The following is a 21,509-nucleotide window of genomic DNA, read 5'->3' on the forward strand; positions in this document are numbered from 1 at the left end:
CTGCTAGAAGCTGAAAAAAATAGCAATCTTTCCCTTTTATATGATATCTGTGTATATGAATATCAATCTATACTAGAATTTTCGATGTGGATTCGCATTCATTATGTAAAAATGGGACACTTTGCCATAATTTATATATAATTCGCATAACAAACTTACAGAAGTTTAATAAAAAAACTAAAAAATAACTTGAAAAAAAATTGGAACCTTTGTTTTATAGAGTTGTTTGATGTTTGTAATTGACAAGGTTATTTACATAGCTATATGAAGACAACATTTGCTTGCTTGGTTCAAGCAAGCCAAAACAAAAATGAAGTAAAAAAAGGATAAGAAGATGGATGAACAAGCCGTCGGCGAGAATGAAAGCGATTTCATTATTACACTGGTTGCTGATGTTGTAGCTGCTTATGTTGGCAATAACTCGATCAGACCAGGTGAGTTGCCCAGTTTGATCGCGGACGTTCACACTGCATTTGTTAAAGCTGGTGGAGAAACAGCTACAGAGGCCGAAGTTGAAAAACAGAAGCCCGCAGTTAACCCGAAACGTTCTGTTTTCCCTGACTATATTGTCTGCTTGGAAGACGGCAAGAAGTTCAAGTCGCTTAAGCGCCATTTGATGACGCATTATGAACTGACCCCTGAACAATATCGCGAGAAATGGGACTTGGATCCGAATTATCCAATGGTTGCACCGAATTATGCAGAAGCCCGTTCTTCTCTTGCCAAACAGATGGGATTGGGACGTAAACCTGGAAAAAGAAAATCAAAATAATTCAAATTTCAGGTCGGATTTTATTAACGGGCGCATTTAATATGTGCCCGTTTTTTAAATCGATTGAAGTTTGGGGGGTAAAAAAATAACTTTCAAGGCTTGATCGAACGGTTTTAATGATCGATCAAACGGTTTTAATGATCGTTTGTGGACTATTCCCACTATTGTTTGTGGAGTGTGTTCGAGGCCTCAAGGCGAATGCGTTCAACCATAGAACGTAAACCATTGGAGCGTTGCGGGGTCAAATTTTCGTCAAGTCCCAAGGTTTTTAAAACTTTTTCAATATCGGCATCAAGAATTTCCGATGCCCGTTTGCCTGAATAGTAAGTTGTCAAGATATAGACGAGACCGCGTACAATGTGGGCATCTGAATCGCCCTGAAAGGTCATGACCGGGTCGTCGCCTTCACCTCTTTTAGTTAACAGCCAGACCTGGCTGACACAGCCTGGCACCTTGTGAACATCATCACGGGCTTCTTCAGGATAGGGCGGGAGTTCACGTCCGAGTTCAATAACATAACGATAGCGGTCTTCCCAATCATCAAGCAGGGCAAAACTTTCCAGAATATCGTCTATTGTATCGGTCATGATTTATTGCAAAATTTTCGTAGGTTCGATTGTACAATGGTTATAGTCGAACCATTTACTCCGTCTTTGTAAAAAAGTAAATTTTTAACCGAAGGCACTTTTTCGTGTGTCGTGGCACGCGTTTTGTTTATTCGCCTTTTTCGACCGGATGTGATTTTGTCTCTTTAGATGGAGTTACCGGTTTTTGAACTTGCTTCATCGCCGAATCCGATTTCAAAGTCGCGTTTTTTTTGTCGGATTTGCCGTGCTCCTCATGAGTGTTATCAGGAGTGATGGAACCGGTATTGATATTTTCCGGTGGCAGTTTGTTTTCAACTTTATTCTCGACTTTGTCGGATCCGAATGTTCTGTCGAGATATTCATAGGCAATGCGCGCTCCATCACGTGCACGTTCTCCGAGCGAGCCTAGAAATGTTTTGCCGGTCTCGCAAGTATCGGAATTGCGTTCGCAAAAATTGCCAAGGTCGTTGACCGTGTCTTTGACTGCCAACAACGCTTCGACTGTATTCATATATTGATCCGGCTGTGATCCATTGTTCTTTCCCGATGTACCGAGAAAAGAAATGATAACCAGAAAAAGAGTTAGAAAGCAGAATGATTTTATAAAAAACCGTATCATAACGCCCCGACACAACGCAGTTACAAATGAGGAGGATAATGCCAAGTGTAGCGTTTTATGATTGACGAAAGATTGACGAAAATCGGTTTTTTTCATGATCCCACAGGGTTTTTGGCTATTTCCCGATGAACTTGTTAACCATAGCCGAAGAGAGATGGGAGATGCATCTTCGAGATGCTGTTTATTATCTTTTCATTAAAAAATTGACGCCAGATTGGCAGAAGACAAGCAAAAAAGTTGTTTTGAATGGCCCCGAAGCATGGAAATAGCGTGCATGGGGCTGAAAGCGACAAGGTTTTAATCGGAACAATGGAAACATTGAACGCAACTCTAACGGTGAACAGTCAAGGCATTGTGCTTCAAAGTGCCATGCCGGAGAGCTTTTTAGGCTATTTAAGTGAACGTGATTCTTTACCCGATCACGTCCATATAAATGATCGCATTATTCTTTTGTCATTTCTGGCAGATGTGCGCGAAAACCGTATTACTTCTCCAATTTCCATCCGCTTGAACGGACCTGATCGCAGAAAATTCATGCCGGTTATCATTTATTGTATTTCGGCAGACGATAAAGCCATTCAGCTTTCCGTCGAAACAAATCGCAACGAAAACGTCAATATCAATATGAGTGCAGTTTCGCCTTTTGCTCGTGCTGCTCATGAAATGCGCACACCTTTGAATGCAATATTGGGGTTTGCGGATCTGCTTGATTATGTCGATCACCAGAATATAAAGAACGACAAACGATATGAATATATCGCGATGATAAAAAAGGCAGGCAATCACCTTTTGCAAATCGTCAACAAAACGTTGCAAGTCCACCAGCAACAAGCAGATGCGGCTATTCCGGATGATCTTTGTCTTGTTCCCGATCTTATCAATGAAACGCTCGAATTGACATTGCCTCTCCAAGGGCACAGGAAAATTACCTTCAAAGGCCTTGAAACGCCGGTTGCCTGCTATCTCGATACATTATCATTCCGTCAGATATGCTTTAACCTTATTTCCAATGCCATCAAATATAGCAGAGACAACGGACATATCGATATTGGTATTGGCGTGCAGGACGACGACTTCTGCGCCATCACAATCGAAGATGACGGCATAGGCATGGACGAGCACCATATTGCACGTTTGGGTTTGCCATTTTTGCGCGCATCCGATGTGGTTGCCTGTAACATCGAGGGGGTGGGCTTGGGACTGGCAATGGTCTTCGACCTCGTCAAACGGGCAAATGGAAAAATTTCGTTTGAAAGCGAGAAGGGAAAAGGCACACGGGTAACATTGCTTCTGCCTCTCGTTCACACAAAGCCGGTCGGCACGTTGCACGATTCGCCGATCAATCCGGTCAGAAGAGAAGAAGCGGGCGATAACGGATATTTTTTAACTCCAGAAACAAAACTTAGGAACAATGGTAAGACAACGGAAAACACCAAGAACCAAGTCCGGAAAACAGCGTAGTTTGCTTTTTGCAATTCTTGCCGGAATAGGACATTTGCTGGGTTTGTTTGCCGGGTGGACATATCGTCATGCCCGAAAGAATCCGCTAATGGCATGTGGTTTTTTTCTGTTTTTGGTGGGATTCGGGTTCGTTACATTCAATGCATTGTTCTATCAAAGTACAAGTCATCATGCGGTTTTTATCCAGACACGTCCACTTGCTGCCCAGACAGCCGCAACAGCGAGCCGGAATACGCCGGTAAAAGCCGATCAACCTTTGAATAATACCCCTCCGGCAGCGCAATCGGCGTCAACTCAACCGCAAGCCACAACACAGCCGAGTGTTGCAGTTGATAAAACGCTACCTGACAATTTGTTGGAAGCGCAGAAAAAACTGGCCGCAATGGGGCTTTATGATGGCCCTATCGACGGCCTTGACGGGCCAAAAACAAGAAACGCTATTACACTGTGGCAGCAGAAAACCGCACAGGCTGGCGGTCAGAGCGGAACTCTAAAGCAGCAGGACGATATAGCTTCACTTATCAGCGGTTCATTGGCAACAGCCGGCAATGTCGATAAGGTGACGACGCAATCTCTTACCAATGAGAAACCGGCTCCTGCCAACCAGCAACCGGCTAACAAAATCGCAACCAATGCTAATGAAATGCGAGTGATGAGCGCTGCACCACAAGAAATCTCGAAAGCTGCACCTTCGCAAAGATTGGAAAACCAGGGAGGTTTCAAGGCGGATACGGCCGATATTATGCGCGTTCAGGCGGGTTTACGTGCATTTGGAGATGACCATGTTGTCGTGACGGGCACAGAAGATGAAAATACAGCCGAAGCGTTGAAGAATTTTCAAAAAATGTTTAGCCTGACAGTAACCGGAAAGATAAATCAGGAAGTTATCGATAAAATGAAGGATATTGGTCTTATCGGATAGACGAATACATAAGTGGTCATAAAAATCTTAACAATGCTTCCGTTATTCTATTTAAATTCAAATCAATTCTGAATATCAATCGACAGTGGATTGAATATTTTATTTTATAAAGAAAATTCATAAAAATCTTTGAAAATACCTGTTTTTATTAATCATCATAAATATAGATTGTGCATTATCGTTTTATACGGTTTTTGGAGCGTGATATGCGTTTGACATCGGATTTCTGGACTGCAGCTTTAATGCGCCGGGTTCGGGCGGAGGGTGGCTTTGCCTATCTCACTCGCCGTGGTTCCAACGAAGCGGGTACAATCTTTATTCTGGATCGCCTTTCGAGCGGAGATGTCGACCTTTATGGACCGGCACCACAGAGCTTTTACACGGACGAGAGTGATCGCGACGAACGTTGTTTCATAAAAATTCTGGCCGGTGTGAAAGAAGCGGTTGCAGTCGAGAAGCTCGAAAAAGAACTCCAATTCGATGCCGATTTGTGGTTGGTCGAATTTGAAAATTATAACCCGCAGCAATTGCCTTTCAATATTGTGAAAGCCTGAAACTTTTAATAATCGAGTAAGTCGCAATGGGTGTGATTGAGGAAGTTGTCACTGTCACTTGCCATTTTGGATTTTAGACTGCGTAAAATAACGAAACCTTCCGACAAATTTTCGCCTACCAGTACGGAATTTTCAACACTATCGGGGGTTGATTGCTTCAGTTCCATAATTTGTCCCGGATTTCCAATGACGAGATCGAGTTTTCCGTTTGGCATAGTGTGGTTGTTCAAACTATAAAAATTTGTTCCATTCCGATCATAAACAGACATTGACCAGAATGGAGCCGAGCCTTCGGCTTTGATGTGGACAGGCCCGTCATCGAGGTCGAACCGGCACGCTTTCAAATGGAACAAAGGATCACCCGACTCTACAATCGGATTATTCGGGGCAAGTGCTGCGAACTTATATTTGTTATCGTCCGCAATCAAACGCTTCCATGTGTTGAGTTCATTGAATTGGGGAACGAGCAGTACAACGCAGATGTGGACAATCACAGCACCAACGATTCCGGCTATCAGAGCATAAACAAGTTTAGTCACAATCACGCTCTCCTGCGGGAACAACTTCGACAGTCGGCATATTCAATTTCTGCAATGCAGTCGAGGTGACAATCGGGGTGTCATAAAGTGTCAGGATCAGGCCATATTCGTTTCGCCCCCGCGTGGCCAGCCAGTTACCCGCCTGAGCTTGCGGCGAAACCAGAACATTCAGTTTGCCGTCCTGATCCCATACGACATTGGCACTTGATAATTCGGTAGGTAATTGATCCTCGATCCATTGCGCACGCAGTTCGTGATCTGCCGCGTAAAGAGTGAACAATCGGGTTTCCGGCAAATAACCTTTCAGGCGATAAGTGCAATGCCCCTTTAAAGGATGGTTATGATTATCCCGCCAGAGCCGGAAAACCAGTCCTTCAGTTCTGCCCAAAGAAATATCGCCGCGTTTTGCTGCACGGGCACGCGCATAAGCATCCGCTTCTTCGGTTCCTGCCTGCGGATAAGCTTCCCATTGCCCTATTTTCAAACGACCGAAGCCGTCGAATGTATCAAGTACATAATTGACACTCAATGCACCGCCACCAATAGCAATAAGAAGGCTCGATATAATGAGAAATATACGATAAAACATAACCCGTTTTCTCTGTTCCTGACTTGTCTATTCTAGCGTATCTGGCTTGTCGAAGAAGAAACGACATGTGCAGAACTTGCCGGAGTGAGCAGAGGTGCCTTTTCCAGGTCATCAATAAGTGACTGGATAACCTTGGAGGAGGCGGGCGAAAGAACCTGCGGCAGGTCAGGAGCGATATTGTCGTTGGAATTGTCATCCTTGGATTGTTTTACATTCGATAAAATCGAGTTTTCGACACCGAAAAGCGGTTTGATTGTCGTATTCTGATGGGCGTAAAGCATGATGCGGTTCCACATCATTGCAGGAACGACACCGCCGAAGGCGCGGTTCATAGAAGAAAAATCGTCATTTCCCATCCAGACTGCGCCGGTATAATTTCCGGTAAAACCGACAAACCATGCATCACGATAGGCTTGCGACGTTCCGGTTTTTCCGGCAACAAGCGTCATAGGTAATTGGGCGCGTTTGCCGGAACCACGCGTGGTTACCCCCACCATCATCTGGTTCATATAGGCGGCAGATTGTGCACTCATCACCCGATGCGGTTTTTCGCCATCCCGTGACCAGTCCCAAATAATTTTACCATCGGAAGTCATAATCTGGGTAAAGCCGTGGCGGTTACCCGCCATGCCGCCATTGGCGAAAACATTAAAACCGGTTGCCTGATCGAGCGGAGTCATGTTCGACGTACCAAGAACCATGGTTTTATGGGAAAAAATATTGGCATCAATGCCCATATTTTTAATGAGGTCACGAATGGGCTGGGTATCACGGTTTAGATATTGATAGGTGATGCGAACCGGTACTGTATTGATTGAAAAGGCGAGAGCCGTTGCAATGTCGACATTACCGCTATAGCGACCTGAATTGTTATGCGGTGACCACCCGCCCCAGTTGATCGGCGCATCCGAAATAATTGTTTTCGGTGTAAGACCGCGTTCCATTGCAACAGCATAGACATAAGGTTTGAAAGATGATCCGGGCTGTCTGCCACCTTGCGTCGCGCGGTTGAACTGGCTTTGTTGATAGTCCCGTCCGCCTACGATTGCGCGTACCGAACCATCATTATCAAGTATCACAGCAGCCGCTTGAGTGGCTTTATACTGGGCACCATATTGCTGGAGATAATATTCGATGGATTCTTCGGCAGCTTTCTGTATTCCCTGATCGAGGGTCGAGCGGACGACAACATTATGGTTCGGTAATTTGTTACCGAGTTTTCTGACTTCATCGAAAGCCCAATCAAGGAAATAATTCGGCTCGTTATTATCAAGCTCTGTAACAACGCTGGCAGGATGGCGCCGTGCACCGATCACCTGTCCTTCGGTCATCAAACCGTCATCAACAAGGTTCGACAGCACAACATTGGCACGCGCCCGCGCCGCCGGCAGGTTGACATGCGGGGCATATTTTCCGGGGGCTTTGAAAAGTCCGGCGAGCATGGCTGCTTCGGCAAGTGAAACATCGCGTATATCTTTGCCAAAATAGAACCGTGATGCGGCAGCAATTCCGAATGCGCCACCGCCCATATAAGCGCGGTCGAGATAAAGTTGCAGGATCTCTTTTTTCGAGAGGTTCGCTTCAAGCCATATTGCAAGATAGGCTTCCTTGATCTTGCGTTCCAATGTCCGCTCATTGCTCAAAAACAGATTCTTTGCCAATTGTTGGGTCAGCGTAGAGCCACCTTGCACAACGCCATGAGCGCGCAAATTCTGGCTGAAAGCGCGCGACAGGCCATAGAAATCTATGCCCCAATGTTCAAAAAACCTGCGATCTTCGGTTGCAAGGACGGCTTTGATAACAAAATCGGGCATTTCTTCTATCGGCACGGGCTCACCATGAAGAGCACCACGGCTGCCGATGTAATTGCCATGCCGATCAAGGAAATTGACTGCAAAATCTTCCGGAGAATGCCAGTCTTTTTTTGTTAGCGAGAAGACCGACACGCCAATGAATGTAAAAATAGCAAAACCGATGAGGCCAAGGGTTAGTCCTTCATCGACGATTTCGACAATGAACCTTTTCCAGCCGCGCACACGGAAACGGCGCGATATAATCGTCGCATTTTCCCAAAAAACAACAATTGCGCTCTTTAATCTATAAAGGCCGGAATCAATCCACGAATCGATTCCGATGAAACGCGGGCTACGGAAGCGCTTCCTGTCACTTTTATTGTTATTTTTTCTAAAACCGAACATGGAAGCAATCCGTGTAATTGATGACCGCTTTATGGCAAAACGAAAAATCTTCTGCATTTTAGCTTATCGAAGCGAAGGAACAAAAGAGTTTTTTCTCTCTTTAGGATTAATATTGGGTGAAAGGTCGGGGAACCGAAACCGTTTCCTTGAAAAACAGGCCGGAAAAGGTTGCATTACCATTGAAAAATCGTGGTTTTTCCTAATATTAGGAACCATGTAATAATTTCATATATCGGGTTTTCCGAAAATTATGGGAAGTCCAAACGATCAGGCAATAAATAACGCGTTTGTTCATTTTGTATTCAGACAAAATAGGGTATGAGTACGTTACCATGAAAAAATATCTGTTTTTTTTAATATTGACATGTCTTGCTGGAACGACTGCCGCTCATGCAGCCGATTGCACCGAAGTGGGAAAACGTGTAGCAAGCGAGCAGGGGGGAACATTGGCTCGCGCCACACTTGATACACAAAATGGCAATACCTGTGTTGTCATTGTTCTCATTCCCGCCCGTGATGGCGAAAAGCCGAGACGTGTAGAAGTTGCCGTACCTGCCAATTAGAATCTCGTCAGAAAGATAGTCGATGAGAATTCTCGTGGTAGAGGACGATCGGGATTTGAACCGCCAATTGGTCGAGGCGCTCAACAACGCCCGATATGTTGTCGATCGCGCATATGACGGGGAAGAGGGCTATTTTCTCGGCGACACCGAATCTTACGATGCTGTTGTGCTTGATCTCGGCTTGCCAAAAATGGACGGTATCAGCATTGTCGAGCGCTGGAGGGAAAATTCCCGTTCAATGCCGGTATTGATTTTAACCGCAAGAGACCGCTGGTCGGACAAGGTTGCCGGTATTGATGCCGGCGCTGACGATTATGTCGTGAAACCCTTTCACATGGAAGAAGTCCTCGCACGGTTGCGCGCGCTGATAAGACGCGCATCCGGACATGCGTCAAGCGAGCTTGTTTGCGGGCCGATAACGCTTGATACAAAAACATCGCGCGTCACTGTCAATGGTGTGCAGATCAAGTTGACCTCGCTCGAATTTGCTCTTCTATCTTTCCTTATGCATCATCAGGGTGAAATTGTATCGCGCACCAATTTGACAGAGCATCTCTACGATCAGGACTTTGATCGGGATTCCAATACAATCGAAGTGTTCATAGGACGGCTGCGCAAAAAATTGGGTGTCGATGTTATAGAAACAATACGTGGTATGGGTTACCGCCTGAAAGCACCGGAAGAATAGAAAATGTTTTGCCCATGGAAACGGTAAAAGGCGAAACAAAGTGGAAACATTTTTTCAAGACGATCAGTAAATCACTGGGTCTTCGGGTTAATATATTTTTGACTTTGTGGATCATTGCGGCGCTGGCCTTCATTTCGGTTGTCAGCCTCATGTTCTATCGCCAATCGAACAATGATTATCTGGAACGCATTTTAACAGCCCATCTCTACAGTCTCATATCATCGGTTAATGTTTCCTCCGATGGCAAGTTGCAAGGAAATCCGGAACTGGGGGATATACGATATTCCGATCCTTCATCCGGCTGGTATTGGGAAGTGGTGGCACTATCGGGCAATCTCAAAGGCAGGTTGACATCCTCTTCTCTGGGGACAAAGAAAGTCGCCTCGCCAAGCGAGAAGACAGACCCTTTCGACCAGAAATTTTTTCGTTCATATCGAATAATTGGTCCTGAAGGACAGCATTTACGTGTTGTCGAAAGCGATGTCATTCTTGACAACAAAAATCGTGTCGCACGTTTTCGTATCATGGGCAATATTGATGAAACGCGTGCAGAACTTGAAAAATTCAAAAAGACATTGCTTCTCTATCTGTCGTTATTCGGCGTTGCAAGCATACTGATTAACCTTGTTATCATCTATATCAGTTTGCGACCGCTCAAACGGATAAGACATTCACTGGCAGATATTCGGGCAGGCAAAGCCAATCATCTTGACACTGATTTGCCACTTGAAGTGATGCCGCTTGTTGGCGAAATGAACGCTTTGATTGATAATAACCAGCGTATCGTTGAACGCTTTCGTGTTCAGGTCGGTAATCTTGCCCATTCGTTGAAAACGCCCTTATCTGTCATTGCCAATGAAATCGATCAAAGCTCCACCAATAGTTCTGATCGTCATGAAATGAATGTCAAACTTCTGAAAGAACAGACGGATATTATGCGTGCCCAGATAGACCGTTATTTACAACGCGCCCGTATCGCTGCCCAACGTGACAGTGTCATCTATCGCACGCCACTTAGACCATTATTGGAACGACTCGTAAGAGTGATGGGAAAACTCAATTTTTCAAAACAAATCTCTTTTTATATGAACGAGCCGGATATTATCTTTATAGGAGAAAAAGAAGATATTGAGGAAATGGTTGGCAATCTTCTCGAAAACGCCTGTAAATGGGCTAAAAAACAGGTGGTGTTGCGGTGCGAAACAATGGATGAAAGACGTGTCGATGCCGATCGTGTTCATCCCATGTTTTTTATCTCGGTAGAAGATGACGGTTCCGGCCTTCCGGAAGACCACCGAGAAGATGTTTTCAAGCGGGGAAAAAGACTCGATGAAAGCAAACCGGGAACGGGTCTTGGTCTTTCGATTGTTGCCGAACTCGTAGGCGAATATGGCGGAAATGTCGAATTGGCCAATTCCGGACTCGGTGGCCTCCGCGTAACCCTGACACTACCTTATGCCAAGTCGTAAACCCACTTATCAAGACGAACATATATCCGGCTTTTTTCCTCATAATAAACTTGCGCAAATTCCAAGATCGGTGACTTTCATAGACGCCCGTTGAAAAACTGTGGGAGACAGTGCAAGCAAATTATCGGCATCAAATACAAGCGGTAGCGCATAACGTTACACGCACATGCGGTAACGCATAACGTTACATGCGGTAGCACATAACGTTCATTGCCGGTTTGACGGGAGAGTCGGTCTAAGCGGAAGTTTTACCGGATCAATGATGGGTATTTGAAGCTTCCATGGCAATAGAATGTCTCGGCGCAACCGGATGGGAAGTTTCGTTCTCGTGAAACGGCAATTGATAGCGCTGACGCAACAATTCACCTTCTTCGGGTTTTGTGTGCAAGCCTCTGCTTTCAAGAAGCGGAATGACACTTTCAGCAAAAATATCAATATCGTTGGGGAGAGAAGGAAACAGCACATTAAATCCGTCGGCGGCCCCGTTTTCAAACCAATATTGCATAGTGTCAGCAACTTCTTCGGCAGTGCCAACAAGAAGAAGATGGCCGCGCGCGCACATAAAACGCCCGATCATTTGTTTTAGCGTCAGCTTGCGCAGGCGCGCGTCACCAAGGATAATACGCGTACGGCTTGGTGTCTTCGGGTCATCTGCCATTTTCAATAAAGTTTCCGGCAAAGGCTTATCAAGCGAATATTCCGACAAATCCCTATCGAAGATATAGGAAAGACGCTGAATACCCGATTGCGGAATTGCAAAACTATTCAGATAATTGAATTTCGCTTCAGCTTCTTTGTGCGTTTTGCCAATGACAGGAACAATGCCGGGAAACACCAGTACATCTTCATTATTCCGTCCGAATTCTTTGGCACGTTGTTTAATGTCTTTATAAAATTGCTGTGCACCGTTCAAATTGGGCTGAGCTGTAAAAGCCAAATCGGCATAACGGGCAGCAAATGAACGGCCTATATCGGATGCACCACCTTGTGCCAATATCGGCTTTACCTGCGGCGAGCGCGGAACCGAAAGAGGGCCGATAGAACGGGTGTATGAGCCTGTATAATTGGCACCACGAACAGCCGAGGGATTAAGATAAAGCCCGGTTTTTTTATTCGCAATGCGTGCGCCCGGTTGCCAGCTTTCCCAAAGTGCCATAACGGCATTCAAAACATCTTCGGCACGGGCATAGCGTTCCTGAGAGGGAGCAATAACATCGCGCCCGAAATTTTTGGCTTCCGATAATGTGGTCGATGTCACGACATTCCAACCGACACGGCCATTTGAAATATGATCGAGCGAAGCAAAACGCCGCGCGATATGATAAGGATGGTCAAAAGTTGTAGAGGCTGTACCGATAAGTCCTATTTTGTCGGTAATAGCAGCTAATGCCGATAAAACCACAACGGTATCAAGTGCACCGCTTACGCTATATTGCACTTCGTGTTGAAGCGCCAGAATGTCTCCGAGAAAGAGCGAATCGAATTGTCCTTTTTCAGCACGTTTGGCTATGTCGGTCCAATAGGACAGGCGTGTAATTGCCAGTGGATCAACGTCCGGTAAACGCCAGGAGGCCATATGGCTTCCCAAACCGAACACCATGGCGTTCAAATACATCCGCCGCATTGATCTTAATCCTCTTAAACATTACATATGGGATGGAAAATTTGTTTCGTTTGATACGCGTTATACGTTATTTTGTTTCCAATTTTCCATAAAACATTCTGTGAGTGTAAATATGTTCCTGTTTTTTAATTGTTTTTTCAAATTATAGGTCATTTTGTGACGAAAAAAAGTTTTGTAATCCCGCTTTTAACCCGATATGAGAAATAACAGAAAGTGGTGACGGAATTTGTTGGTGTCAGCATGAAAATACGCAGTCTCGTTCTGTTGGTTTCTTTTGGAATTTTATCGGCCTGTAGCCATGATCGCGCCACCGGACGTGTAACCAATCTTGCTGATACGAAAGTTATTTTGCAAACCATGGGTAACGGGTTGCTAGGCTCCTCGATACAGTCGCTCTCCAAGGAAGACCGCAAGCAGGCTCTGGAAGCCGAATATAAAGCACTCGAATATACTGATGCAGGCAAAGCGGTTGGCTGGACATCTTCCAAGGATGGAACATCGGGAAGTGTGACACCGGGGCAACCTTATCAGGTCGGTTCACAAAATTGCCGCCAATATAGCCATTCTTTCGTTATTAATGGCGTTCCACAAACGGTTCATGGTAGTGCATGTCGTAACGCAAACGGTACATGGTCGCCGCTCATTTGACACATTTCAGCGATCCTGTCCGATATATTCAATCAATTTGGTGCGAGATAACGGCGTGGGTTCTAGTTTTTTGCCAAGCGTTTCTATATTGAATTCATTATGACATACTGGGTTTTTGTATTGATTTTCACAGCTATCGTCACGTTAGTTGTGCTCTATGCCGTTAGCCGCCCGATGGAAAAAGGGCAGGAGCGAACGGTTGTGGATTCGCCCGCTTCCGACATCGAGATCTATAAAAACCAGCTATCCGAAATTGCAGCAGATTTGCAGCGTGGTCTGATTGACAAGGAAAGCGCGGACGAGGCGAGGCTTGAACTTTCGCGCAACATATTGGCCGCCGGAAAACAGAAGAAGGACACCGGCTTTATCAATCGTCGAAGTCGTGGATTGAAAATTGTCATTACCATTGCTGTTTTATGCGTGCCGCTTGTTACCATCGGGATTTATGGCTTTTTGGGTTCACCGGGACTTCAAAGCCATCCCTTCAACGATCTTATGATGAAAGATCCCTCAAAACTGACAGCAGAAGAAAAGCTTGTTCGTACAGAAGCGCTTTTTGCGCGCGATCCCGATAATGGAAAACTGGCAGATGAACTTGCAACCGGTTATCTGGTTGCAGGACGTTTTCAGGATGCTGTCAATACTTATGTGAGTGCCTTGCGATTGAACGGAGATGCTGCCCCCCGTCTGGTCGGGTACGGAATGGCTCTTGTCGGCTATAATGGCGGAACGGTCAGTGAAGATGCAGAGAAAAGTTTTGAAAAGGCGGCAAAGCTTGCTCCCGATGACTTTTATCCGCGCCTCTTCATTGCTGAATCTCTCCGTCAGGCGGGGAAAATTGATGAAGCAATAACAGGGCTTAAAGATTATCTTTCCAGACCGGTGAAAGACAGCGTCGGGCGCCAGCGCGTTGAAATGATGATTAAAGAGCTGGAAAAAGCAAAAATTGACGCTGCCTCTCGCGCAAACGGGGCTAAAAACGGGGCGATTTCCGGTAGCAGCGAAACATCTTCCGGTACTGCAAACCAGCCGGTTGCGAATGATAATGATAGCAGTGATAATATTCATGCAATGGTGGAACAACTGGCACAAAAACTTGAAAAGAACCCCGACAATCTTGAAGGTTGGAAACAATTGATCCATTCATGGCTCGTTTTAAAAGAAACCGGAAAGGCAGTGAATGCGTTAAAAGAGGGAATATCGAAACTTACGAAAGATAAAGCGGCAGAGCTTGAAACTTATGCGAAAGCGCAAGGGCTTGTCGCCGAGTGAAAATCGTAATGTGAAAGTCAGGAAAACAGGATTATGAGCAATGAAACAGCCGTACGTTTGACAATCCAGAAAGGATTGCGGCGTCGTAAGACAAAACGCCTGATGATGATTTTGGGCGGCCTCGTCGTACTGGCAGTTGCAGCGGCGCTTGTTCTCTACGCCATGCGTGGCACTGCAAGTTTTTTTCGTATGCCTTCTGAAATAACCGGTGAAGATATTTCATCCGGCAGGCCTTTGCGGCTTGGTGGTTTTGTTGAAAAAGGTTCGGTTAATAAAGAAAACGGAACCAGAATAACTTTTGCAATTACCGATTTTTCCAACAAGGAAACGGTGAAGTTCGATGGTGTTCTGCCCGATCTTTTCCGCGAAGGTCAGGGCATCATTGCGGAAGGCCATTTTGTACCGGATGGCGTTTTCGTTGCCGATCGTGTTTTGGCAAAACATGACGAAACCTATGTGCCGAAAGATATTGTGGATAGGCTCAAAGCCCAGGGGTTGTGGGAGGCCTATCAAAAACATGAGCGTTGAGATCGGTTCTCTTGCACTCTGTGCGGCACTTGCAGTAGCGATATTTGGAACCATCATTCCGGTTGTTGGCGTTTATCGTTCCGATCGACGGTTGGTTGATGCAGCGTCCCCCATTGCGCATCTTGTCTTTGTGCTTGTGCTTATCGCATTTGCCACATTGATCCACGCATATGTTGTTTCGGATTTTTCAGTTCTGAATGTCGTGCAAAATTCACATTCCGAAAAGCCGCTTCTTTATAAAATAACCGGTGTGTGGGGAAACCACGAAGGCTCGATGCTGCTTTGGGTTTTCATTATCACATTCTTTTCTTCTCTTATTGCACTTTTTGGCGGTAACCTGCCGGAGCGGTTGAAAGCACTGATTTTATCGACACAGGCCTCGATCACCACGGCATTTTTGCTTTTCATTCTTTTCACTTCAAATCCGTTCATAAGGGTCAATCCACCCGCTCTTCAGGGGCGTGATCTTAACCCCATTTTGCAGGACATCGGTCTTGCTATCCATCCGCCGCTTCTCTATCTCGGCTATGTCGGCTTTTCAGTGTGTTTTTCGTTTGCAATTGCAGCCTTGATTGACGGGCGTGTTGATGCAGCCTGGGCGCGTTGGGTGAGGCCATGGACATTGGTGTCGTGGGTGTTTTTGACCGGTGGTATCATGGTCGGCTCTTATTGGGCCTATTACGAAATGGGGTGGGGCGGCTATTGGTTTTGGGATCCGGTGGAAAACGCTTCGTTGATGCCGTGGCTTGCCGGTACCGCGCTTCTTCATTCTGCAATCGTTCTGGAAAAGCGTGGCGCCTTGAAAATCTGGACGCTGTTTCTCGCCATTTTAACGTTCTCGTTATCACTCATGGGCACTTTTCTTGTCCGCTCCGGTATTCTTACGTCGGTGCACAGTTTTGCCGTCGATCCGGCTCGTGGACGCGCCATATTGGCAATTCTGTTTTTCTTTATCGGCGCGGCATTGGTTCTTTTTGCTTTGCGTGCTTCGTCGCTCAAAACAGGTGGTTTGTTTCGCCCGATTTCGCGCGAGGGATTATTGGTTTTTAACAATCTGTTTTTGACAACGGCGACAGCAACGGTGCTCATCGGCACACTCTACCCGCTGCTTCTCGAAACATTGACAGGGCAAAAAATCTCGGTTGGCGCACCATTTTTCAACTTGACCTTCGGGCCCCTCATGGTGCCGCTATTGTTGATGATTCCGTTCGGCCCCCTTATGGCATGGAAAAGAGGCGATATGCTTGCCGTTGCCGAACGGCTTTCCGGTGCTTTTGTACTGGCAATTATCGCAACATTGATCGTTTTTTATCAAACGTCTTTAAGATCCATTCTCGCCTCGTTGGGAATCGGGCTTGCAGCCTTTGTTTTTTTTGGCGGCCTCTATGATCTCTGGTTCAAAAGCGGGACAAAAAGCACAGGATTTTTCGTAAGGCTAAGGCGCCTCGGCAAATTGCCGAGATCGAATTACGGCACAGCCCTAGCTCATATCGGTTTGGGTATTACGCTCTTCGGCATCGTTGCAGTGGCCACATTCGGACAAGAAAACATATTGAGGATCGAGGCAGGGCAAAGTGCCAATATAGCCGGTAAACATGTTTTGCTCGAAGGGGCACGAAATGTGAATGGCTCGAATTATTCGGAAACCCAATTCCGCTTTTCTGTGTCAGAGGCGGGTAAGGATATGGGGAACGTCACAGCGGCCAAACGCTTCTATCCCTCGCAGAACATGCCGACAACCGAGTCGGGCATAAAAAATTACGGATTATCGCAACTTTACATCGCGCCGGGAGACGTTAATAACAACGGATTGGTGGTTCATATCTGGTGGAAGCCGGAGGTTGTCTGTATCTGGCTTGGCGCAGTGTTCATGATGATAGGCGGAGTCTTTTCGCTGACCGACCGGCGGTTGCGTGTGGGCGCCCCCAAACGCGCCAATACGCGTAGCAAACGACCGGAAAAGGGGGCTTGATGCGGTTTTTTCCACGACTATTGGCTGCTTTTGCTTTCATATGTTTTATGAACAGTGCCGCATTGGCAGTATTGCCCGACGAAGTGTTGCAGGATCAGGCACTTGAACAGCGCGCGCGCGACATTTCTTCGCATTTGCGTTGTCTTGTCTGCCAAAATGAATCGATTGACGATTCCAATGCGCCACTTGCACGTGATTTGCGTCTTTTGGTGCGCGAACGATTGAAAAACGGTGATACAGATAGTCAGGTTGTCGACTATCTGGTGGCTCGTTATGGCGAATTTGTCTTGTTAAAACCGCGGTTGAATGGTGAAACGTTACTTTTATGGCTGGCTCCGCTTTTGATTATCGTGATTGCCGGTTCATCGATTATTTGGCGTGTAAGGCGTCATAAACACAATAAGTTGATGCCTTTAAGCGAGGCAGAAAAACGCCAGCTTGACCGGATTTTGAAGTCAAAAAACCGCTAATTATTATAGCGCAGTCGAAGGAATGTGGGATATGCGGCAAAAACCGCACGCTCTTCCTGCCAATCTTACAAAATTTTAATAAAACGGACAGGCGATGGTAAGGTTTGACATCTTATCTTTCCATCAACACATGCGTTAAAGCGCAGTCTAAAAGGAGATTATAAGAATGCAGATTTCCCCAATTCGCAAAACGTTGGCAGCGATCACGATGTCAACGGCTTTGGCGGGAACGATGATTTTCGCGGGGCCGGCTTTTTCATTGAATATTGCCGAGGCCAAACCGGTCTATGTTGAAGGTGTCCAACAACAAAGCTTTGCAAATGTTGTTGAACAGGTGAAGCCCGCTGTCGTTTCCGTGCAAGTCAAAAGTGATAAAAAAAATGACGATCAGGGATTTACGGGATTTTTTGGTGGTCCGGGTATAGACCAGTTACCGGACGACCATCCACTCAAACGCTTTTTTAAAGATTTCAACGATCACCGTCGCCCGCCGCAGGGGCGCTCCACACAACGTTCAAAACCACGGCCGGTTGCACAGGGTTCGGGTTTCTTCATTTCGGAAGACGGTTATATCGTCACCAATAACCACGTTGTTTCTGACGGAACAGCCTATTCGGTTGTGCTTGATGATGGAACAGAACTTGATGCCAAGCTTGTAGGAACAGATCCCCGCACAGACCTTGCAGTATTGAAAGTGAATGACAAACGTAAATTTGTCTATGTCGATTTTGCCGATGATTCAAAAGTTCGCGTCGGTGATTGGGTGGTCGCTGTCGGTAATCCATTCGGATTGGGCGGAACAGTGACAGCCGGTATTGTTTCGGCGCGTGGTCGCGACATCGGTGCTGGCGTTTATGATGATTTCATCCAGATTGATGCAGCGGTCAATCGCGGCAATTCCGGTGGCCCGACTTTCAATCTCAACGGTCAGGTTGTCGGCATCAATACCGCTATTTTCTCGCCTTCGGGCGGTAATGTCGGTATAGCTTTCGCGATACCTTCGTCAACAGCAAAACAGGTTGTAGACCAGCTCATCAAAAAAGGTTCGGTTGAACGTGGATGGATTGGTGTTCAAATTCAACCTGTTACCAAAGAAATCGCCGACTCGATCGGTTTGAAAGAAGCCAAAGGCGCAATGGTTGCCGATCCGCTTGATGGCCCTGCTGCAAAAGCTGGTGTCAAAGCCGGAGATGCCATCATTTCGGTGAATGGCGAACAAGTTGCCGATGCGCGTGATCTTGCCCGTCATATTGCGAATATCACGCCGGGAGACACCGCAACGCTTGGTGTGTGGAGAGATGGCAAACAAACCGACATAAAGGTTAAAATTGCCGCTATGCCGAAAGACGAAAACAAGAGTGATGGCAAGGTTCTTCCACAGGGTGAAAACGGTTCATCGGAAACACTTGATGATTATGGTTTGACAGTTACACCCTCCGAGGAAGGGGAGGGACTTGTCGTAACCAATGTTGATCCGGATAGTGATGCGGCGGATAAGGGCATTCGCCCTGGCGACGTTATCATGACGGCCAATAATCATCCGGTGAAAAAAGCTTCCGAATTTGTTGACGCAATAAAGGAAGCAAAGAAGTCGGGTCGTACGGCAGTCTTGTTGCAAGTCGAAAGCAATGGACAAAACCGCTTCGTGGCTTTGCCAATTGCAAATAAATAGACTTGAAGTAGAAAAAATGGCTATGGCATAATTTTGCCATAGCTTGATAGCTTGCTATTTCCTGATTGTTGCCTGATGCCGGATTGTTGCCTGATAATGACCGGTCAAAGTGAGGTGTTCTTTATGAAAGTTCTTGTTGTCGAAGATGATCGTGAAGCACAGCGTTATCTGGAAAAAGCGTTAAATGAGGCCGGCCATTCTACCGATGTTGCCGGTGATGGTGAAACGGGACTGGCTTTGGCAGAAAATGGCAAATACGATGTTTTGATTATTGATCGTATGTTGCCCAAAAAAGATGGGTTGTCGATTATTATGGCATTGCGCGCCAAAGGTATCGAAACGCCGGTTCTCATTCTCTCTGCATTGGGGCAGGTTGATGACCGCGTGACAGGTTTGCGAGCCGGTGGCGACGATTACCTGACAAAACCCTATGCTTTTTCCGAACTTCTTGCCCGTATTGAAGTTTTGCAGCGACGCAAAAACCCGAAAGAAGCCGAAACCACTTATCGCGTGGGTGATCTCGAACTCGACCGTTTGTCGCACACAGCCAAGCGTGCCGGTCAGGATATTATTTTGCAGCCAAGAGAATTCCGTTTGCTTGAATATCTGATGCGCCATGCCGGACAGGTTGTTACGCGCACTATGTTACTCGAAAACGTCTGGGACTATCATTTTGACCCGCAAACCAATGTCATTGATGTCCATATTTCGAGGCTCCGTTCAAAAATTGAAAAAGGTTTCGATACGCCGCTTCTTCATACCGTGCGGGGTGCCGGCTATATGTTGAAGGCGGTTGATAAACCATCATGAACAGGATCAAAAGCCTCCTGCGTACAACGGCTGTGCGTCTATCGGCTCTTTATGTCATTCTTTTCGGGCTGGTTGCTGTCGGACTTTCAATCTATATGACATCGCTTGCCGTTTCTATGTTGACCGACCAAACCGAACAGACTTTGAGTGAAGAGGTGGGCAATATCGAGCATGCCTATCAACACGGGGGATTGCCGCTTCTCGTGCGCACCATCGACCGCCGGTCACGTCAGCCGGGGGCTTTTCTTTATCTTGTTGCAGATCCGCAAGGGCGATTTTTGGCCGGTAACGTGCAAAGCATCGAACCGGGGCTTTTGAGTGGCAGCGGCCTGTTACGAAACTCGGTTGTGTATTCGCGTTTTGGTGACAGCGGGGAAAAGGTGAAGCATCGCGCTATTGCCACTGTTATTGATTTACCGAACGGAATGAAATTGTTGGTCGGGCGCGACATTGGCGAACCTGAAAAATTCATTACGATTATCAGAAAAGCGTTGATGTTCGCATTGGCTGCAATGGCAGCAGGTGCATTGCTTATCTGGTTTTTTGTTGGCAGACGTGCATTGAAACGCATAGATCAGGTCACAGCCGCTTCCCAACGCCTTATGGCAGGCGATCTCACAGGAAGGCTTCCGGTTTCGGGGGCGGGTGATGAATTTGACAGGCTTTCTGCAAATCTCAATGTTATGTTGGAGCGTATAGAGGAACTTAATAATGGCCTTCGTCAGGTATCCGATAATATTGCCCATGATTTGAAAACGCCTTTGACAAGGCTGCGTAATCGTGCTGATGAAGCGCTTTCCCGACGTGATAAAAAAGTTGATTATCGCCAGACGCTGGAAGCAATTATATCAGAGTCAGACCAACTTATCCGCACTTTCAACGCAATTCTTATGATTTCTCGTATCGAAGCCAGCACTTCGGTTGAACATCTTGAAAAACTTGATGCCCGTCCGATTGTCGAAGATGTCGGTGAACTTTATGGACCGGTTGCCGAAGAAGCAGGGGTTAAATTCGAGATGGGAAAAACCTTCGACGTGGAGTTATTGTTAAATCGTGAACTTCTTGCGCAGGCACTTATCAACCTTATCGACAATGCCGTCAAATATGGCGCGACCACAACAGAAAAAGCTCCTCAAGTTTCACTGTTTATGGAACAAAAAGACGGTCATATCAATATTTGCGTGAGTGATAACGGCATGGGTATTCCGCCGGAAGACAGGGAAAGGGTTACCAAGCGTTTTGTCAGGCTTGAAGATAGCCGTACAAAACCGGGCTTCGGTATAGGTTTAAGTCTGGCAAAAGCTGTTATGAAGCTCCATGGCGGAGAACTCGTTCTGGAAGATGCAAAACCCGGACTGAAAGCGGTTTTGTCTTTCCCTGAACTTCCAAAAGAAAAAGCAGAGCAACAAAAGCTATCATAAAAAGCTCCATTTTCTTGAAACCATAAGCAATATAATTCTGTAAAAGCAGTCAATCATCCTAAGAAGTTCAGGTTTAACCATTGCCGTTTCTGAACAAATGGTTTTCTATTGATTTCTAAAGAGTTTGAAGA

Annotated in this window: 21 protein-coding genes; 15 read left to right on the forward strand and 6 right to left on the reverse strand. The window is 46.2% G+C overall.

All coding sequences use genetic code 11. From position 1 onward, the window contains the following. The first annotated feature begins 334 nt into the window (after positions 1 to 334). Positions 335 to 772, forward strand: a complete 438-nt coding sequence (locus GQS64_RS05030) for a MucR family transcriptional regulator (RefSeq protein WP_077991505.1) — start codon at positions 335 to 337, stop codon at positions 770 to 772. Positions 773 to 933: 161 nt separating this feature from the next. On the opposite strand, the gene GQS64_RS05035 is transcribed toward GQS64_RS05030, so the two are convergent. Together GQS64_RS05035 and GQS64_RS05040 are read right to left on the reverse strand one after the other, a co-directional pair. Beyond that, a complete protein-coding gene (locus GQS64_RS05035) occupies positions 934 to 1,359 on the reverse strand; it encodes a SufE family protein (RefSeq protein WP_077991507.1) in 426 nt (141 codons plus the stop codon). A 127-nt stretch (positions 1,360 to 1,486) separates the two neighbouring features. Next, entirely contained in the window at positions 1,487 to 1,870 is a 384-nt protein-coding gene (locus GQS64_RS05040; RefSeq protein ID WP_246798490.1) for a DUF5330 domain-containing protein, read from the reverse strand. Between the two features lie 354 nt (positions 1,871 to 2,224). Here GQS64_RS05040 and GQS64_RS05045 point away from each other — a divergent pair, with 354 nt between their 5' ends. From GQS64_RS05045 to GQS64_RS05055, 3 genes are all read left to right on the forward strand, one after another. Further along, positions 2,225 to 3,439 carry a sensor histidine kinase gene (locus tag GQS64_RS05045; RefSeq protein ID WP_198230806.1) on the forward strand — a complete coding sequence of 405 codons (1,215 nt, stop codon included), beginning with the start codon at positions 2,225 to 2,227 and terminating at the stop codon, positions 3,437 to 3,439. 88 nt (positions 3,440 to 3,527) lie between these two features. Further along, positions 3,528 to 4,361, forward strand: coding sequence for a peptidoglycan-binding protein (locus GQS64_RS05050; protein ID WP_246798491.1), 834 nt, complete (start codon positions 3,528 to 3,530; stop codon positions 4,359 to 4,361). A gap of 206 nt (positions 4,362 to 4,567) precedes the next feature. Further along, on the forward strand, positions 4,568 to 4,915 hold the full coding sequence (locus tag GQS64_RS05055) for a DUF1491 family protein (protein ID WP_077991512.1): 348 nt from the start codon (positions 4,568 to 4,570) through the stop codon (positions 4,913 to 4,915). A 5-nt stretch (positions 4,916 to 4,920) separates the two neighbouring features. Here the strand turns inward: GQS64_RS05055 and GQS64_RS05060 are convergent, their stop codons facing one another. From GQS64_RS05060 to GQS64_RS05070, 3 genes are read right to left on the reverse strand one after another with little or no spacing between them, the layout of a single operon-like run. Then, positions 4,921 to 5,454 (reverse strand): hypothetical protein, encoded by a 534-nt coding sequence (locus tag GQS64_RS05060; protein ID WP_077991514.1) that lies wholly within the window; start codon positions 5,452 to 5,454, stop codon positions 4,921 to 4,923. Further along, positions 5,447 to 6,043 (reverse strand): DUF1214 domain-containing protein, encoded by a 597-nt coding sequence (locus tag GQS64_RS05065; RefSeq protein WP_077991515.1) that lies wholly within the window; start codon positions 6,041 to 6,043, stop codon positions 5,447 to 5,449. Before GQS64_RS05065 ends, GQS64_RS05060 begins: the two co-directional genes overlap by 8 nt. Positions 6,044 to 6,075: 32 nt before the next feature. Further along, a complete protein-coding gene (locus GQS64_RS05070; RefSeq protein ID WP_198230807.1) occupies positions 6,076 to 8,241 on the reverse strand; it encodes a transglycosylase domain-containing protein in 2,166 nt (721 codons plus the stop codon). Between the two features lie 332 nt (positions 8,242 to 8,573). On the opposite strand from GQS64_RS05070, the gene GQS64_RS05075 reads away from it, so the two are divergent. The 3 genes from GQS64_RS05075 to GQS64_RS05085 are packed head-to-tail and all read left to right on the forward strand — an operon-like array spanning position 8,574 to position 10,961. Beyond that, positions 8,574 to 8,804 (forward strand): hypothetical protein, encoded by a 231-nt coding sequence (locus tag GQS64_RS05075; protein ID WP_077991524.1) that lies wholly within the window; start codon positions 8,574 to 8,576, stop codon positions 8,802 to 8,804. Positions 8,805 to 8,826: 22 nt separating this feature from the next. Beyond that, positions 8,827 to 9,492 (forward strand): response regulator transcription factor, encoded by a 666-nt coding sequence (locus tag GQS64_RS05080; protein ID WP_198230808.1) that lies wholly within the window; start codon positions 8,827 to 8,829, stop codon positions 9,490 to 9,492. 14 nt (positions 9,493 to 9,506) lie between these two features. Beyond that, positions 9,507 to 10,961, forward strand: a complete 1,455-nt coding sequence (locus GQS64_RS05085; RefSeq protein ID WP_077991532.1) for an ATP-binding protein — start codon at positions 9,507 to 9,509, stop codon at positions 10,959 to 10,961. Positions 10,962 to 11,217: 256 nt separating this feature from the next. Here the strand turns inward: GQS64_RS05085 and GQS64_RS05090 are convergent, their stop codons facing one another. Next, positions 11,218 to 12,585, reverse strand: coding sequence for an NtaA/DmoA family FMN-dependent monooxygenase (locus GQS64_RS05090; RefSeq protein ID WP_198230809.1), 1,368 nt, complete (start codon positions 12,583 to 12,585; stop codon positions 11,218 to 11,220). Positions 12,586 to 12,825: 240 nt separating this feature from the next. Here GQS64_RS05090 and GQS64_RS05095 point away from each other — a divergent pair, with 240 nt between their 5' ends. The 8 genes from GQS64_RS05095 to GQS64_RS05130 all read left to right on the forward strand — a co-directional run bounded on the left by GQS64_RS05095 (position 12,826) and on the right by GQS64_RS05130 (position 21,378). Beyond that, positions 12,826 to 13,233 (forward strand): RT0821/Lpp0805 family surface protein, encoded by a 408-nt coding sequence (locus tag GQS64_RS05095; protein ID WP_077991534.1) that lies wholly within the window; start codon positions 12,826 to 12,828, stop codon positions 13,231 to 13,233. A 99-nt stretch (positions 13,234 to 13,332) separates the two neighbouring features. Beyond that, on the forward strand, positions 13,333 to 14,505 hold the full coding sequence (gene ccmI, locus GQS64_RS05100) for a c-type cytochrome biogenesis protein CcmI (RefSeq protein ID WP_198230810.1): 1,173 nt from the start codon (positions 13,333 to 13,335) through the stop codon (positions 14,503 to 14,505). 33 nt (positions 14,506 to 14,538) lie between these two features. Continuing rightward, positions 14,539 to 15,033 (forward strand): cytochrome c maturation protein CcmE, encoded by a 495-nt coding sequence (gene ccmE / locus GQS64_RS05105; RefSeq protein ID WP_075914797.1) that lies wholly within the window; start codon positions 14,539 to 14,541, stop codon positions 15,031 to 15,033. Continuing rightward, the gene (locus tag GQS64_RS05110) at positions 15,023 to 17,005 is read left to right on the forward strand and encodes a heme lyase CcmF/NrfE family subunit (protein ID WP_198230811.1); all 1,983 of its coding nucleotides are present in this window, start codon (positions 15,023 to 15,025) and stop codon (positions 17,003 to 17,005) included. Before ccmE ends, GQS64_RS05110 begins: the two co-directional genes overlap by 11 nt. Continuing rightward, positions 17,005 to 17,475 carry a cytochrome c-type biogenesis protein gene (locus GQS64_RS05115; protein WP_198230812.1) on the forward strand — a complete coding sequence of 157 codons (471 nt, stop codon included), beginning with the start codon at positions 17,005 to 17,007 and terminating at the stop codon, positions 17,473 to 17,475. Before GQS64_RS05110 ends, GQS64_RS05115 begins: the two co-directional genes overlap by 1 nt. Positions 17,476 to 17,641: 166 nt before the next feature. After that, a complete protein-coding gene (locus tag GQS64_RS05120; RefSeq protein ID WP_077991543.1) occupies positions 17,642 to 19,147 on the forward strand; it encodes a Do family serine endopeptidase in 1,506 nt (501 codons plus the stop codon). 123 nt (positions 19,148 to 19,270) lie between these two features. Next, positions 19,271 to 19,957: a response regulator transcription factor gene (locus GQS64_RS05125; protein WP_198230813.1), complete on the forward strand. Its 687-nt coding sequence runs from the start codon at positions 19,271 to 19,273 to the stop codon at positions 19,955 to 19,957. Beyond that, entirely contained in the window at positions 19,954 to 21,378 is a 1,425-nt protein-coding gene (locus tag GQS64_RS05130) for a sensor histidine kinase (RefSeq protein ID WP_198230814.1), read from the forward strand. Before GQS64_RS05125 ends, GQS64_RS05130 begins: the two co-directional genes overlap by 4 nt. Positions 21,379 to 21,509: the final 131 nt, after the last annotated feature.

The sequence above is a fragment of the Bartonella sp. P0282 genome, assembly GCF_048452985.1.
GTDB lineage: Bacteria > Pseudomonadota > Alphaproteobacteria > Rhizobiales > Rhizobiaceae > Bartonella > Bartonella choladocola.